The sequence below is a fragment of the Methanoregula sp. genome (assembly GCF_041645475.1).
Lineage (GTDB): Archaea > Halobacteriota > Methanomicrobia > Methanomicrobiales > Methanospirillaceae > Methanoregula.
The window spans coordinates 1-16693 of sequence record NZ_JBAZQA010000005.1; the positions used below are offsets into that span (position 1 = coordinate 1).

The window sequence follows — 16693 nt, forward strand, 5'->3', positions numbered from 1 at the left end:
TGAGTCAAAACGCTCGATCCATCGATCAGCTACTTCTCGCTTTATTGCTTCTCCGGCGTTCTAAACAGATTCTTTTTAGCAATTATGAAGTGATGATTCTCTCTTGAACCGGATTCAACCGCGTAAGTCCTAAATTGATTACAATTTCCTCTGTCGCCTCTGAAAAGACGCTCCCGCGGCGGCTTCAACAACGAAAAAACCACCCTACCCTGCCGAACTCCTGAGTGGCCAGGAGGTGGGGACCCCTCCCAACGAATTGCCATTTCACCTTTTTTGATTACTGGAATTATGAACCAATTCTTATCAGATTTTGGGAAATCCATTCCACGAAAATCATGTTCCAACCCACTCAAAAAAAATCGCGATCGCTCTTGCGCCAAAAAATTTTCAATCGACCCCTCACCCCCTGCCTGAAATTTTTCAATCGACCCTTGGTGGTGATTTACGGCCCCTCACACCGGAGAACCAGAAATTTTGTCGCTTGTACATACATTTTGTCGGATAATTATCCGATAATCGCCTCATCAACTGACACCTCAGGATCGCGATTGAAATTTTCCGGCAGGGTCTGACCAAAAAAAATTCTGGAAAAAAGAAAATTTTGGCAGAAAATTGTGTACCAGAAATGCACAAAAAAGTGATATCGAATCCCCCTCAGGAACGCTCCAGCATGCTCCTGACCAAAGAGCTGGTGGCCGGATCGGAAAAGAACCGGAAGGCAATCTCTCCGGCTTCTGTAATCCGGTAGGTCTTCTCTTTTCGGTTGCCCTCGGGATTTTCCTCTTCAATAAGTCCGGCATCGCGGAGGTTACCCATAAACCCGGAGAAGGTCTGATGGGACAGTTCTGGTGCCGGTTTCTCACCCTTTTTGGTGGGTATGACCGGCTTTTTTGGATCCCCGGGTTTTTCCTTCTTTGTCCGGGAGGGGACATAGAACGGCCGGAGCTGCTGGTACAGGTACTGCCGGGGCACCCATAATGTCGGGGTTGTTGGACCGGTTGAAACCACATCTCTGGCAGCTCCCTTTGCGGCCCCCGTTTTCATATCCCTCCGGTTGAGGAGGATCGCAAGGATCATCTGGTGATTGGGATTGGCAAGCAGGGAACTGATGGTGCGGTCCGGCAGCGGGACCCGGCGGGCTGTCTTCTCGTCAAAGGCTGCATAGACCTCCCCGCCAAGCCAGGGCGCAAGGGCAAAGAGTGCCAGGCAGAGTTCTTTTGAGCCGCCGGAGAGATCGAACGTGAAGCGGGCAATCGGAAACTCCCGCCGGATTTTTGCAAGCGCAGACCGGGCCGACGTGTAGGCCGGTGGATGAATCACCACCCGGGTGAAGGGTATGGCGAGCGATGCGGAAATTTCCTGGACCGCCGAGACCGCATTCCGGACCGCGAGCCGTTGCCTCTCCGTTACCGGATCCGGTGATCCCTCGTGAACCGTGCTGTCGGTAAACACGATAGTCCGGGAGATGGCCGGGAGTTCCCGGAACATTGCCGGATACGCAATGGCGATCTTCTCACCGGCGCTGATGATAAGGACGTGTTCTTTCCGATCCATAGATCCATCCCGGGTATGGGGGGTTACATGGTTGTTTGTCGAATATTCTTGCGTTTCAGATTGTTTTCCGGCCGCATTCCGGGCAGAATTTTGCACCGGGGGTGAGGGGTGAACTGCACCCGGGGCAGAGCTGGGTGATTTTTGCCCCGCAGGTTGTACAGAATTTTGCACCGGGTTTTGCCGGCGTGTTGCAGACCAGGCAGGTGTTCTTTGGGGATTCTTTTTCCGGCCCTTTTTCCGGCACAGCCGTGTGCTCTTCACTGTTTTTTATTGTTGAAGACGTAATGACGCTGTCGCTGATCGAAATCCCGGTATCCGGTGCAGCATTGTTTCCTTCGGTTTTGATCGTGGATTTTGTGATAACGGAATCTTTTACCGTGGTGCTCCCGCCACCGGCCGATTCGATGGTTGAACCGGTCACTACTGCATCCTTGACGATATTTCCTGCCCCGAGATTGATGGCAGCATCGTTCCCCGCATTGATGATGATGGTCTGCGGAGCCCTGGGTTCAGCCTCTTTCTGGTCGGGCGTCATACCCGAAAACCAGTCAAGGTCTACCTCCGCACCTGCAATGGCATCCCCGATCTTTTTTGTGCTCTCGTTCCACTGTTTCTTCAGGTAACTGCGGATGGTGTCCCGGATTCCTTCATCCGCGAGGATATCGTCCATCTGTTTTTTCATGGACACCGAATATTCCCGGATCAGGGAGAGGGTTTTTTCGTCCTTGTTCCGGATCTTTTTTGCAATCTCGCTTTTCGAGAGGATCCGGAAATACCCGTACCGCTCAATGGTGTCGTACGCCTCGATCTCCCTCCCGCTGAAGTACGTTGATTCCTCGAAGGGTTCGCTGTTCTGCCGGAACGCCCTGGCAAGAAGGAGGAGGGAGGTGTCGAACCGGGCCAGGAAAACCGTGTGCAGGTCTTCGAGGAATGTGCCGCACTCCCCGCTCTTATAGCGCCCGGCATTGGTTTTTATTTCCTGCCACAGGGCAACCCGCGTGTCATACGGTTCATTCCGGATCGCGGCGCCCGTGTCAAGGACATGTTTGGATGGTTTGATGAGCCGGTCAATACACTCGCGATTCCCTTCTTTGAACATTGATCTGCCCTCCTGTCATCGGTATCCGCTGCCGGTGGGATGTACAGGAAAAATATACTGATGAAAATACTATTGAAAGTTTATAAATATAGGTTCTTTGGCGGGTTGAATGTTGTCCCTTGCGGGAACCCCGCAATAACTTTGTCCCGGATTAGGCCTCTGTCCCTGCGGAATTTCCTGTTCAGGCCGGGCCGGAACCTGGATAAAAAAAACAATCTTTTTACCTGCCGACCGGGAAAAGATACGTTGAAAATCCATGAGATTGTACTGGATCGTCTTACTGTTCGTCCTCCTCGCTGTCGGTGTCTTTGTCGTCCTGCCAGCGTTCGCCCCGCAGGTTACTTCGCAGGAGATCATCAGGTCTTCGGAAGTTACCGTCGGTGACACCCTCTGTCTTGTCAACCAGTCCGAGCTTGCCCTTCCTTTTTATGAGTACGCCCTCCAGGTAAACTCCACCGATCCTGTGGTCCTGAAAAAGAAAGGAGAAGCGCTCATCAAATGTGGAAAGATCGGCGATGCCAACGTGGTGTATACCCAGATCCTTTCCCAGAACAAGGACGATACCGATGCCCTGGTCCGGCAGGGGGATATCCTGGTGAAGTCCGGGGATCTCAACGGCGGGGTGCAATATTATGATGCAGCTCTCGCGGTAAACCCCAGGAATGCCCCGGTCTGGCTCAAGAAAGGAGATGCACTGCTGGTCATGTCCATGCTGGAGACCGAAAAACTCAAGGCCTCTGCAAAGACTCTTGCCCTGCAACCCGGTTCCGCGAACTACAAGGCATCGTCAAATGATCAGCTCGTGACCATGGATTCCTATAAAAAAGCCGTTGAAAGTTACCAGAAAGCACAGGAGCTGGATCCCAAACTCGCGCTCATCGTCTCGACGAGGTTGCTGAGTGCCACACAGAACCAGATCCAGAGTTACCAGGATATTCTCCAGAGTTTTTAATCCTTTTTTTAATGCATCCCCAAATGGGTTCATCCGTTTTTTTTCGGAACGCATAAAAAAGCGTGAATTTTTTAGAGGCCGATTACGGCCGCGGTGCAGCCCTGATGACGATAATCGTGGTGTTATCCCGTTTTACCCGGAGGGAACGCCCTATAAGGTTTTCACAGATCCGGTTCACATCCGTATCTCTCATTTCCGATGAGATCTCTTCTGCGGAGAGTGCATCGGTGAGCCCGTCCGTGCAGAGCAGGAGCGTGTTTTTCTCAAGCCCGAACTCCGTGATATCCGGGCTTACGGGAATTTCGCTGACAACCCGGGTCACGATATGCTTGTCCGGGTGCAGTTCCGCCGCATCGGTTGTGATAACGCCCCGCCGGACAAGTTCCTGTACGAGCGAATGGTCTTTTGTTACCTGGACCAGTTCGTTTCCGTAACAGTAGGCCCGGCTGTCCCCCGCATACGCAATAACCACGTCGAAGGAATCATTGATGAGCGCTGCAACGAGCGTTGTTGCCATTCCTGCGTGCTCAGGACTGGCTGAAACGTCCTGTGCGATCGCCACCGATGCTGCCTGGAAGCCCTTGTTCAGGATCTCTCTCATCTGGCCGGGTGAGCAGGACGTGTCTCCCGGCGCCAGTCTGCGGATGGTCTCCATCAGGGAAGAGACCGCGATCCGGCTTGCAACTTCGCCGGCCGGCTGCCCTCCGAGACCGTCTGCCACGGTAAAGGCAGCAAGGGCTCCGGTCACCTGCTCCATAGCAAAGGCATCCTCGTTCTTGGCTCTCCCGCAGATATGCGTCCTGCCGCAATACGTGAGGTTCATGGTTCTTTTTTTATTAATTGTTGATCTCAGGCCCTGTTTCGGCTGGGATGTGCCCCGGTAAGGGCCGTTTTTTGTCACGGCCCCTCACATTGTCGTGAGTCCCATCCCGATCTTATGGGCGATAAGCTCTGCTGCTTCAATGATCTCTTCCGGTACTTCGTCCACGTCATTGTCCAGGCGGATGCGGATCTGTGCCGAGAGTTCTTTTACCGAATCCCTGATCTCACCTTCAGTGTAATTGACCAGATCCGTTGCATACTTGTAGGCTTCCTTAAGGTCGCCGCTCTTCAGGTTGGCGAGGAGCAGCTTGTTGCAGTATTCCGCGGATTGCCGGTTGTTTTTTGCCCCGACACTCATCCGGAGCGACTCTTTGTAATCGATCTTGAGGAACTCTGCTAAGTCTTTCTGCAGCGCGATCACCGACTGGTAGCGTTTTGCCGGGTCTTTTTCCATGCACTTTAGGATAATTCCCTCAATGGGTTTTGCTTCCGGGTTGATATCCCCCGGGTACCGGGGCTCTTTTGTCGGGATGCTTGCTATGATGTCGATCATGCTCTCCCCGGTGAACGGGAGCTCCCCGGTCACGAGCTCGTACAGGATGATCCCGACCTGCCAGATATCCGTCCGCTGGTCCTTGGTCTTGTTGGTCACCTGCTCGGGGGCTGCATAGTACGGGGTGAACGATGACGTGGTGATCGATGAGATATCGGTGACGATCTTGGAGAGCCCCCAGTCCGAGATCTTGGGAATGCCGTTTTTCAAGAGGATGTTCTGGGGCTTGAGATCGCGGTGGATGATATTGAGGGAGTGGGCATACTTGAGCCCCTCGCAGATGTTGAATACAACCCATGCGGCCTGCGCTATCCCCATGGGCTTTTTGAGTTTGTCAAGGCCGCTGTCGCAGAGTTCCTCCTCGAAATACGGAAACGGCATGATGTTGTAATCATAAATTTTCACGATATTTGGATGGCTGAGTTTCGTCCAGTTCTGCATCTCGGCAATAAAGGATTTCCCGGTTGACTCATCGAGATCGATGGGCACTTTTACCGCAACGTACTGCCCGTCTTTCCGCTTTGCCTTGAAGACCCGGGCAAACCCGCCTTTCCCAAGGAACAGTGAATCAGCATATTTTGCCGACATCTCCGGAGGAAGCGTGCGCATGGTGACGGGTCCCTCCGACAGGGAAACCGGCGGGGTCTTCGGGGTTCCCCCACGATTCTGGGTCTTTGGGATCTCTTCTTCCGGGTCGAAGAGGTGGGGCGTGCTGGACTGGGGCCTGACATCGATCCAGAATTCACTGGCTATGGTGTAATTGCGGCTGTTGCCATCCTTGTACTGCAGGGTGACTTCGATGGGAATATTCCCCTGGGTCTTTGGCAGGATCCCGATCTCAACGATCTCGGTGCTTCCTGCACTGACCGTTACGGGTTTGATCCTGCGGGTTTCAAAATCATTTGAGAAGCTGAGCGTAACGAAAAATGCATGGGCTTTTCCGGTATTGGTGATCTGGATCTCCATCTTGTGCCAGGTGGCAAGATTGAGGACCATGGGGCTGATGGAGATGGTGAGATCGGGTGCTGCGGTTTCCAGGAATTTCTCCATCGAGGTAACGGTTTTCTGGAGTGCGGCTGCATGGTATGTTGTCACATCGGCATTCGGGAGATCCGGCATTGCCCCGAACCGCGGGATCTGCTTCATGAGCTGCTGGGCTTTTTCAACAAGGACAGAATCTATCCCGGGCGTGGCGCTCTCCTGGGTCATCACCCTCCCGCACCCGTTGCAGAATTTCGCATTTTTGCTGATGACTGCACCGCAGGTGGGACACTTCCGGGATTCAAGGAGCGGAGCCCCGCAGCTCCTGCAGAACTCCGGGTTGCCGGTGATCGGGATATTGCACTTCGGGCATTTTCGCGAAGGGACGAGCGTCTTTCCACAGTTCCTGCAGAACTCCGGATCCCCCTGGATGGGCTCATTGCAGTGGGGACAGGTCCGCGTTGCCATCTTTGTGCCGCAGTTCACGCAGAACTGCATGGTCGAGAGTACGTCGGTTCCGCAGGATGGGCACTTCCGGTATTTTACGGTGGATGTATAATTTGGATCCATGCAAGTGTCCCCGTTGTTCTTTTCAATCATAGTGTTGATCGGGAGTTAATAATGCTAACGAATGGTGGGATGCGGATGAAAATAACGCGTAAAAAAACGCGTGAAAAATGTTCCGGAAAAAACCGGTGAGGGCTCAGAACGTAAACAATACTGTCAGGTCTTCAGGTCCAGACGGTGAAAAACTTTTTTTCCCCCAAAAACCGGATTCTCCGTCGTGATCTCAAAATCCGGCCACAGGCTGCGTGTACGGGCCTTTGACCCCCTGCCCCCTCATAATCTGTGGGGCTGGAATTAAGTGCCAGCAGAAGCCCGCTATATTGCAGGTCTAAACTCTCTAAAATTTGACTATTTCGACGAAATAATCGCATATTGCGGGATTTCTCCGTACGGTGGACAAAACGGGTCATAAAAAACCAGAAACACGATCCGGCGCTGGCAATCCGGGTGTAAAATGAGCTCGGAATACCTCCTCCCGGGATCGGCCGCGATCCCCATGAAACCGGTCCTGATCACGGGTGGCGTTCGGACTATCGGACCCGGGCGGGTAACGGATGCCGGAACCCCCTGGGACCATCTGCCTGAAAATTCAGGATCCTGGCGCCCTCTCCCCTCCCACCAGCGCGGCATTGATATCTTCCAAGAACACTAAGGAAATTTACAACTGGACAAAGAGGGTTTTTCTGTAAAGATGTCGCGGACGTATACCGGTCTGGTGATCGTGGGCACAGTTGTCCTTATTGCGGTGATCGCGGGTGCCGTTTTCCTGGGTGTAGCGTACGATCTCGTACCCTGGATCCTCCAGAACCGGATACCCGTTCTCATTGCCTGCGCAATTCTTGCAGTCGTATACCTCGTTGTCTCGGGAAAGATCGGATCCCTGCGGAAAAAGTACCGGGATGTGCAGCTCGAAGATCGCAAAGCCCGGATCAAGAATGGTATCAATACCATCTCAAAGCAGGTCCACGCCCATCCCGATCACGTGAATGCTGAAGAGGCGATCCGGCTCACCTACGAATCCTACCGGTACCTGGACAGCGGGGATTTTAAAAAGGCCATCGAATCCATCAAAAAAGCCAGAGAGCTCGTGGAAGTCACTGCCGATCGCGTATCTGCCAGAGCAAAGGCGCTCGAAGTACGTGCCGAGGCCCAGTTCAAAGCGAAAAAATATACCAGTGCGCAAAAACTCTGGAACCAGAGCCTGGCGATCTACGCGGATGCAGAGAAAATTGCACAGCATGCAAAGGACAACGAGCTCATCGCGAAGATTGCAAAAACAAAAGAGGCTATCCAAAAACAGGTCATTGTATGCGAAGTTGCGCTCGACCGGCAGGAGCTCGCAAAGTCAACCGAAGCCGGCGACCTGAAGGTTGCATCCGCTGATAAAAAATTCCGGGCACAGAAGTTTGACGAAGCCCGGAACAATTACGAGGGGGCAAAAGAGCACTTTGCCCGGGCTCTCGCGTTTGCCGACAAGAAAGGGCTGACCGGGGACCAGCCGGGAATCCACGACCGGATCGCCCGCGTGGATGCCGGCCTTGTATCCGTTATTCTCGGCAAGACCCGGGGGCTTATCAGCGAAGCAGCCGGTTGTTCTGAAAAGAGGAATTTTGTTGTTGCAGAGAATTACCATGCGCTTGCGATACGGTTCTTAGAAGAAAATCCCGTAACGAGCAGCGATGCAACCTCCCTCATGAAGGACGCACAGATGGGCCTCGTCACCGCCCGGCTTGAACAGGGCAAGGAAAAGATGCGGAATGCCGACACGCTCTATGCAAAGATGCGCTATCTGGAAGCAAAAAAAGAGTACGAATCGGCAAAGGATTACCTGAAAGAGACGGGCGAAATCGCATTGCGGTATAACCTCTCAACCCTGCATGCCTTACTTGTCCGGCTGGGTGAGACCTGCACCGAGAATTCCGAGGTGGCAGCTGCCATGTTCATGGATGCAAGTCTCCTCTCCCCCCCGATAGTACCGGTTGACTCCCTTGAGCAGGGACAGCAGCCTGCTCCTGCCCGGCTTGCCCGGACGCCTCCGGTTCTTCCTGCAGCGAGGCCCGCACAAAGGACAAGTATCGATACACTGCCCCCGGAGCTCGCGGCGATCTATCCCGAGTGGACGTATCTTGGGAAAGGGGGGTTTGCCCGGGTCTTCAAGGCAAGGCGGACGGATGGGAAAAACGTGGCCGTGAAAATTCCCCTCTATCTGGATACCCGGACCGGCAAGACGTTCATCGCAGAGATGCAGACCTGGAAAAAACTGAATCATCCCAATATCGTGAAACTGTACGACTTCAACATCATGCCCATGCCGTACCTTGAGGAAGAGCTCTGCGACAGCAGACTGGAGGATATAAAAAAGCCGGCGGATCCCGAAGAGGCGGCATGGATCCTTTTCAACATCTGCGAGGGGCTCAAATTTGCCCATGCCCAGAAGATTGTCCACCGGGATCTCAAGCCCGGAAACATTCTTCTCAAGGAGGGCGTCCCCAAGATCTCGGACTGGGGGCTCTCGCGGATTCTCACCGAGATGACCACCGCGACTTCGATGGCCTTCACCCTGACCTATGCTGCCCCGGAACAGATCCACGGCGGCATGAAGGATGAACGGACGGATATCTGGCAGCTCGGGGTGATCCTCTACGAGCTCCTGACCGGCACCCTGCCGTTTGATGGCGAAAACATGATGAGTATCCGGAAAAGTATCGCCACAAAAGACCCGAAATTGCCCGGTGACATCATCCCCGATGCAAAAGTTCTGGACCCGGTTGTGATGAAATGCCTTGCAAAGGAGCCGAAAAACCGGTACCCCTCGGTCCTTCTTCTCCAGAATGCCCTTGCAGAGTTCCTCCGGATCACGTACACGGAATCCCTGAAACTGAGCACAAGCGAAGGCGATCAATCGCGCTCCGCATACCTGACCGGGGCGCTCGTCTTAACCCACCTGAGAACCGGGGACCCCGCAACTGCCCATACCTATCTTCTCGATCTCATTCACTATGCAGAGGGCGATGTGAAGGATGAGGCCGTTGATTTATCCGAACAGCTCCGCAACCGGATCGAATTTGGCATCACCGAGATTCCGGACGAACTTCTCCAGAAAGCCGACATCATTGTCCGCAGCGTGGGACCCGGGGCCGTAGCCCGGAAATAACGGAAAAGAAATACTTCATTATCCTTTAAAAACGCTGTTTTGAATAAGTATTTATGGTTGGATTCATAATATCGAGGTGAGGAACCATATAATGGGAATTTTTGACTTTATCCGAGGAAATTCCGTTGACCGGCTGGATACCCGCGAGCTGAAAGAAGAGGAGATGCGGCTCCAGAACCACATCGAGCTTGCAAGGAAAGACATCCAGAAGATCGAGAAGCAGAAGAAGGATCTCTTCAAGCAGGGCGTTGGCGCCGACATGATCAAGAAGAAGATGCTGGCCCAGCAGCTCAAGCACCTCGACATGCAGGCCCAGCTGAAGATCAAGCAGTTCATGACAATGCACAAGCAGTTCATGTTTGTCTCCAACCTTGTGATAGTCAAGCAGTACGAAAAAGAGCTCAAGCAGAACAAGATCTGGTCGAAGATCACCAACATCGAGCCCTCGAAATTCGAGAACGCACTCATCAACGTGAACCTCAAGGGCAAGAGTTTCGAGGAAGTGCTCAACAACCTCAACAATGTCTTTGAGATGTCGCTCACCGACTCCGATCTCGAACAGTCCACGGACGATACCGAGAAACAGCTCCTTGATGCCTGGAGCGGGGTCGAGACGGGTGCGATCGATGTCGAGGCTGCCCAGAAACTGATCTCCATGGAAAAACAGTTAGAGAACAAGGACACTGAGGGGAGTTAACGTGGGATTTTTATCCTCTCTTTTCGGGGGAGGAAATCCTGTCGATACGTTCACTCTTGACGAGCTTAAGGTCACCGAGATCCAGCTGAACAAGAAGATCGAGACTATCCATACAGAAGTCCGGCGTATCGACCAGGAAGTCCAGCGCACGTACGAGGCGGCAAAAGCGGCCACTTCGAAGTCAGAGGAAGTGAGCTATGCACGGCAGATCAAGACCCTTCTCCAGAAAAAGGAGATGAAGCTCTCCTCGCTTGCCCAGATCGACAAGGATCTCAGAGCTGTTTCCAATATCCTCATCCTCAAGGAACGCGAGAAGGATCTCCCGGCAGACGTGATCCGGAAACTCAAAACGATCGATCCTGCGAAGATGGAGAGTTTCTTAATTAAGAAAAAGCTTGACACCATGAACGATGATGCACAGATCAGTGCAATCATCGATATGACGTCCGGCACCATGGAAGTCGGGGTGGAGGAGGAAGACGATCTCAGTGATATCCTCGATACCATCCGGTCAGGAAAAGAGGGATCGTCAACCGCCGCTCCCGAACCGGCAAACATCAGGAAAACCGAACTCGAATAATTTTTTTGTCCTGCGGGATCTCTCTCTCCAGGAATTGAAGCGATATTGTAATATCAATTGCCATATATTCAGATAATAGGTATAATGAGTACGGTGAGGAGGAGTCCATGAATATTGATCTATCCGGTGTCCTGTATTCGCAGCTCAAGGAAGCTGAGGGAAAGTACAAAGCCGCACTTGCGAAGAACGATCTTGAGAATACCAAGAAATATGCAAAGATCTGTGCCAATGTCGAACGGCAGCTGGCCCAGAAAGTGCCGGATCAGATGAAGGCCCATCTTGAGAAGGCAAAGCGGTGGGATGAAGCCGACAAGACCGCCGGTACCGCTCCGCCCAAAAAGACGATGGTGGAGAAGGGAGGCAACGGGGCCGGGGAGGAAGATGATTTCAGCAGTTTCGGGGAGAGCCTGATCCAGACCTCCACCGTGACCTGGAAAGACATCGGCGGCCTTGCGGAGACAAAAAACCTCATCATGGAGACCGTGGTCATCGCGGGGCTCAACAAGCCGGAATCCATCAAGCCCGACAAAGGTATTCTCCTCTTTGGCCCGCCCGGTACCGGAAAAACCCTCCTTGCCGCAGCAGCTGCCGGGAGCCTCAAAGCCACCTTCTTCAACGTAAAAACAAGCAGCGTGATGTCGAAATATTTCGGCGAGTCATCAAAACTCATCACCGCACTCTATGAGTCTGCCCGCAAACACGCCCCGTCCATTGTTTTCATTGACGAGCTCGATTCGATTACCATGTCCCGTGACGGTGACCAGGGCGAGGCATCCCGGAAAGTGCTCGCAACCCTCCTTGCAGAGCTGGACGGCTTCCAGGACAAGAAGAGCGACAAGCTCATCCTCACCCTGTCGGCAACGAACACGCCGTGGAGCCTGGACGATGCAGTCCTATCCCGGTTCCCAAAGCGGATCTATATCCCGCTCCCCGACAAGAAAGCCTGCCAGGATATCATCCGGATCCAGACCAAAGGGCTCGATATATCGGGAGTGGATATGGAACAGATCGGGGATCTCTGTGTATCCAACCATTACTCCGGCCGGGACCTCCAGAACATCTGCCGGGATGCAATGAAAAGCATGACCCGGAGGGTGAACAAGGATATCTTCGACAATATTGCAGATATGGCCGAGTTACCGTTTGAGGAGCTCCAGAAAAAGACCTTGAAGACCGGCCCGCTCACGATGGAGGATTTCACCCGGTCCATTGCACGGGTAAAATCCCCCCTGACCCCCGCCGATCTCAAACGGCATGAAGACTGGAGCCGACAGTTTGGAGCCACCTGATATCCGGAATCTCATAATATCCCCTCATTTTTCCGATGACCTGCCATGAAGACCGAATCTCCTGCGGATATCCTCAAAAAGATCAACGGGAATACCAAAGCGGTTTCATCGGCAATGGCAGCCGGGGACTACCCGGCCGCCGGCATCCTTGCAGAGGAGAACCGTTTGCTCTTCCTGCGGCTGGCACGAAAAGTTCCGCTCCGGGACCAGCACTACCGCGAACAGGCAAAGGTATGGCTGACGAAGGCAGAGGAGATTGCCGGAGCCGGTCGCGGGGGATCCGTGATTCCCCCCGCAGATTTTATTAACGATGAGGTGGCGACTCAGCCCGGTGAAAATTCCTCTGCCCGGCTGCCGGGAAGAACGAGTGCGGACCAACCTGCACACCGGGTGTTTATCAGCTATTCAAAACCCGATCAGGTCCTGGCCCAGGAGATCTGTTCGTACCTGGAGTCCGACGGGATTTCCTGTTGGATTGCACCACGGAATGTCCGCCCCGGGCTGGATTTTCCCGGTTCGATCATCGATGCGATTGACACCTGCAGTGTTGTCGTGCTGGTATTCTCCGCGAGTTCGAACAATTCTCCCCACGTTGTCCGCGAGCTGACCCGGGCCGTAACACGGAATCTTCCCATCATCCCGTTCCGGACCGAAGACGTAACCCCGACAAAAAATATGGATTATCTCATCAACGTACCCCACTGGCTGGATGCATTTCCTGCTCCGGCACAGGAGTACTTCATGAATCTGGCCGACACCATCCGGATGCACCTGGCAGATGTCCCATCTGATGATCTGTCGCACAACAAAACGGAGCGTTAAGGAATCATGGACTCACCCGACATGTATATGGCTCTCCAGGCGCTGCTTGCCATATTTGGTTCATCGCTTGCCATCTTCATCACGCTTCCTGCAATAAAAGAGGCCCTGGGTTCCAACTCCGATCTCCTCCGCATCGTTGCCGGTGCCTTTGCCGGCTCAGGTTCCGCTGCCATTCTCTACCATTATCTCAAGGAAAAGCTCAGCACCATGCCGCTCTTGTTCAAGAGGGGGCATGTGATCATCTGCGGCCTGAATTATCACACGTCGCTTATCATCCGTGACCTCGTCCGCAGGAAGATCAAACCCGTCATCATCGAGAGCGATGCCGAGAATACCTATATCGAATCCTGTACCACGATGGGGCTCATCACCCTGATCGGTGAACCATCCGATCCCGTGATGCTGAAACGGGCGAACGTGAAAAAGGCGGGAAATGTCCTGTCCCTAAGCGATGTGGATGAGGACAACGCCGAGGTTGCCCTGACCGTCATGCAGATGGTGCCGGCAACCGGGCAATCCCCGCTGACCTGTACCATCCAGGTGCTCAACCCGCAGCTCTACGGGATCATAAGGAAACATGCTTTCTCCTCCCGGAAGGATTCATCCGTCCGGATCGAGTTCTTCAACCAGTATGCCCTGGGCGCACGGATGCTCCTTGAACGGCATCCGCCATTCCCGTTGCACCAACCCCCGGCGGATCCCCCGACCGTCCTGATCATCGGAGCCGGCCGGCTGGGAGACAGCCTCATGACCCGGATCGCCCGGATCTGGTACGAGGAGCATAAAGCGGACGGGTCCCGGCTCCGCCTCACCCTGCTCGATGTCCAGGCCGGGCAGATCCGGGCCGGGCTGCTTCTCCAGTCCCCGAAGATCGCAGAGGCCTGCGATCTCGTTGCCCTCCCGCTGGATGTCCGGTCCGCGGAATTCAGGACCGGGGCCTTCTTGCAGGATCCCCGGTTCCAGAAGGATTTCACTGCCTATGTCTGCCTCGATGACGACTCCCTCGGCCTGTATGCCGCCCTTACCCTTCATCCCCACACTGCGGGCAGGAATGTCCGGTTTGTTGTCCGCATGGATCACAATACCAGTGTTGCAAAACTTATTGCCGATGAGCAGGTAGGGCTGAAAAGTATCCGGGATATCCTGCCGGTCAATATGTATGAGCTCACGGCGAACAGCCAGCTCATCCTTGCCGGCGAGGAGGAGATCCTTGCACGGGCCATCCATGAAAATTATTGCAGCCGTGAACGTCTCAAAAGGGAGACGAAGGAGAGCAACCGGCTGATCGTCTCATGGGATGAACTTGGGACCCTGACCGCAAGAAAAGATGGCATCGACGGGAAAAAATACCAGGAATCCAACCGGCGCCAGGCAAATTTCATCTGGACCAAACTGTCGCTTGTCGGGTGCAGCATCGGCCCGGTTACCGACTGGGATGCACCGGATACCTTCCGGTTTTCATCCGATGAGATCGAGAGCCTTGCCCGGCTCGAGCATGAGCGCTGGATGGATGAGAAGACAAAAAGCGGGTGGCAGTACGGGAACATTAGGGATGATGCCCGGAAACTGCATCCATCGATCATCTCCTATGACCAGCTCTCGGAGCCGGAGAAGGAGAAAGACCGGGATACCATACGGCAGATCCCCGGGCTGCTCTCGCGGATCGATTTCCAGGTGAACCGGGAAGCCGGAGTGCCGCATGGGGCAGGGTAAAATTCCCCGTGATGAGATCCATATTATGAGCCAGGAGATCCCCGAATCAGTTTTTTCGCATCCATAGTCCCCGGTCCTGGCCGGTTCTCCAATGGCGGCGGTGAATATTCCGGGCTCTCCTCGTACGGTATCCAGCTTAACGGCCAGTCCCTGGATCAGGACCTGAATGCAACACTGGGATCCCGCGTTGTTATCAACGGGTCGAACGGGAAGGTTCATGTTTTTGTCCGGGGCTGCTGAGTATGGGGCGCCTGCCAGACGTTCCTGGACACGGTCGTGTGATCCGGCGTTTGACCGGCCGTGGGGATACCTGCATTTTTCCTCTCAATCCCAGGAAAAAGGTGGGCATAAATATTCCGGATGACCATTTCAGAGTGTTATGTTTTGGAAATGTCACCCAGGAGAGGCCCTTTCAAAAGAGGATTATGAGGCGGTAATAGACGGCCTGCGGGATCGGATCGGGGTTCTCCAGCGTGAATTCCGGGACCGGAAAATCCCGGTCATCATCGTTTTTGAGGGCTGGAGGTTCTCCGGCATATCGGATACCATCAACCGTCTCACCTATGCCCTCGACCCTCGGGGATGCCGGGTGCATATGACCCGCGGGCCAAACGATCTGGAGCGTGCCCACGTTCCTCTCTGGCGGTTCTGGGCAGATACTCCCGCCCGCGGACAGATGGTGATCTTCGACCGCAGTTGGTACACGGACACCGTGCTCCGCAATTCCCGCGGAAAAAAAGGGCTGAAGATTCCCCGGCAGGATCTTGCCGATATCATCACGATGGAGGAGCAGCTCTCTGATGACGGGACCGTCATCATCAAGTTTTTTTTGCATATCAGTAAGAAAGAGCAGAAAAACCGGGTGCAGGCAATCAAAAAAGAACACCCGGAACTTGTCAGCAATAATCCCACCCTCAAGAACCTGCAGGACGATCCCGGGGCGGTATCAGAACTTGAGCGGATGCTCACGGAGACGAGTACACCAAAGGCGCCCTGGGCAATCGTTGAAGCAACCGACCGTCGCTTTACCATCGTTACGGTGTTTACCACCATCATCACCAGCATGGAAGCCCGGCTGAAAGATGCGGCCTCAACCGGCAAAACCGTCTCCGGAAAAGGAAAGAAGGCCCGGCCTGTAGATAAGGAAACTCCTGTTATCGATGCCATGAACCTCTCCCTTGCCCTTACCGAAGAGGATTATACCCGGCGGTTTGCCCGCTGTGAAGAACGGCTGCACGAACTCCAGTACTCGATCCACAAGAACCGGATCCCGGTTGTCCTGGTCTTCGAAGGCTGCGATGCTGCCGGCAAAGGCGGGGCAATCATCCGGGTTGACCGGGCGCTCAACCCCCGGTGCAGCGTTGTCGAACCCGTGGCAGCCCCGACACCGGATGAGAAGAGCCACCACTATCTCTGGCGCTTTATCCGGAACCTGCCAAAGGCCGGCAACATCACGATCTTTGACCGGTCCTGGTATGGCAGGGTTCTCGTGGAGCGGGTGGAGGGGTTCTGTACGGAACCCGAGTGGCGTCGTGCGTATGGTGAAATCAACGCCATGGAGGATTACCTGGTGAGATCCGGTATGGTTGTTATGAAATTCTGGCTGCAGATCGACCAGGATACGCAGCTCGAGCGGTTTTTGGAACGGGAGAAGGATCCCTTAAAAAAGTACAAGATCACCGATGAAGACTGGAGGAACCGGGAAAAATGGGATCAGTACCGGATCGCAATCGAAGAGATGCTTATGAGAACAAACACCCCGACCGCCCCGTGGACACTCGTTGAATCAAACAACAAATATTATGCCCGGATCAAGATCATGGACGCGGTCGTAGCAGGAATTGAGATGGCAGTTTCCCATGCCGGAAAGAAGAACCGGAAACGATCCTGATCGGTTCTCGTTCCCCGCT

General features: G+C 54.0%; 13 protein-coding genes. 9 read left to right on the top strand and 4 right to left on the bottom strand.

The annotated features are described in order from the left end of the window. Positions 1 to 654: 654 nt before the first annotated feature. Both WC598_RS05740 and WC598_RS05745 read right to left on the bottom strand, forming a co-directional pair. A complete protein-coding gene (locus WC598_RS05740; protein WP_372960526.1) occupies positions 655 to 1554 on the bottom strand; it encodes a hypothetical protein in 900 nt (299 codons plus the stop codon). Between the two features lie 55 nt (positions 1555 to 1609). Further along, positions 1610 to 2653 carry a zinc ribbon domain-containing protein gene (locus tag WC598_RS05745; protein ID WP_372960527.1) on the bottom strand — a complete coding sequence of 348 codons (1044 nt, stop codon included), beginning with the start codon at positions 2651 to 2653 and terminating at the stop codon, positions 1610 to 1612. A 256-nt stretch (positions 2654 to 2909) separates the two neighbouring features. Here WC598_RS05745 and WC598_RS05750 point away from each other — a divergent pair, with 256 nt between their 5' ends. Continuing rightward, entirely contained in the window at positions 2910 to 3605 is a 696-nt protein-coding gene (locus WC598_RS05750) for a tetratricopeptide repeat protein (RefSeq protein WP_372960528.1), read from the top strand. An 82-nt stretch (positions 3606 to 3687) separates the two neighbouring features. Here WC598_RS05750 and WC598_RS05755 read toward each other — a convergent pair whose 3' ends face one another. After that, positions 3688 to 4428, bottom strand: a complete 741-nt coding sequence (locus WC598_RS05755; protein WP_372960529.1) for a PP2C family serine/threonine-protein phosphatase — start codon at positions 4426 to 4428, stop codon at positions 3688 to 3690. Positions 4429 to 4512: 84 nt separating this feature from the next. Next, positions 4513 to 6531: a serine/threonine-protein kinase gene (locus WC598_RS05760; RefSeq protein WP_372960530.1), complete on the bottom strand. Its 2019-nt coding sequence runs from the start codon at positions 6529 to 6531 to the stop codon at positions 4513 to 4515. Between the two features lie 451 nt (positions 6532 to 6982). On the opposite strand from WC598_RS05760, the gene WC598_RS05765 reads away from it, so the two are divergent. The 8 genes from WC598_RS05765 to pap all read left to right on the top strand — a co-directional run bounded on the left by WC598_RS05765 (position 6983) and on the right by pap (position 16674). Continuing rightward, positions 6983 to 7180: a hypothetical protein gene (locus tag WC598_RS05765; RefSeq protein WP_372960531.1), complete on the top strand. Its 198-nt coding sequence runs from the start codon at positions 6983 to 6985 to the stop codon at positions 7178 to 7180. A gap of 39 nt (positions 7181 to 7219) precedes the next feature. After that, positions 7220 to 9682, top strand: coding sequence for a serine/threonine-protein kinase (locus WC598_RS05770; RefSeq protein WP_372960532.1), 2463 nt, complete (start codon positions 7220 to 7222; stop codon positions 9680 to 9682). A gap of 91 nt (positions 9683 to 9773) precedes the next feature. Continuing rightward, positions 9774 to 10379, top strand: coding sequence for a chromosome assembly protein (locus tag WC598_RS05775; protein WP_372960533.1), 606 nt, complete (start codon positions 9774 to 9776; stop codon positions 10377 to 10379). Position 10380: 1 nt separating this feature from the next. Continuing rightward, the gene (locus WC598_RS05780; RefSeq protein ID WP_372960534.1) at positions 10381 to 10959 is read left to right on the top strand and encodes a hypothetical protein; all 579 of its coding nucleotides are present in this window, start codon (positions 10381 to 10383) and stop codon (positions 10957 to 10959) included. 107 nt (positions 10960 to 11066) lie between these two features. Then, on the top strand, positions 11067 to 12248 hold the full coding sequence (locus WC598_RS05785) for an AAA family ATPase (RefSeq protein WP_372960535.1): 1182 nt from the start codon (positions 11067 to 11069) through the stop codon (positions 12246 to 12248). 45 nt (positions 12249 to 12293) lie between these two features. Beyond that, on the top strand, positions 12294 to 13070 hold the full coding sequence (locus WC598_RS05790) for a toll/interleukin-1 receptor domain-containing protein (RefSeq protein ID WP_372960536.1): 777 nt from the start codon (positions 12294 to 12296) through the stop codon (positions 13068 to 13070). 6 nt (positions 13071 to 13076) lie between these two features. Further along, positions 13077 to 14783 (top strand): RyR domain-containing protein, encoded by a 1707-nt coding sequence (locus WC598_RS05795; protein ID WP_372960537.1) that lies wholly within the window; start codon positions 13077 to 13079, stop codon positions 14781 to 14783. Between the two features lie 379 nt (positions 14784 to 15162). After that, on the top strand, positions 15163 to 16674 hold the full coding sequence (gene pap / locus WC598_RS05800) for a polyphosphate:AMP phosphotransferase (protein WP_372960538.1): 1512 nt from the start codon (positions 15163 to 15165) through the stop codon (positions 16672 to 16674). Positions 16675 to 16693 lie beyond the last annotated feature (19 nt).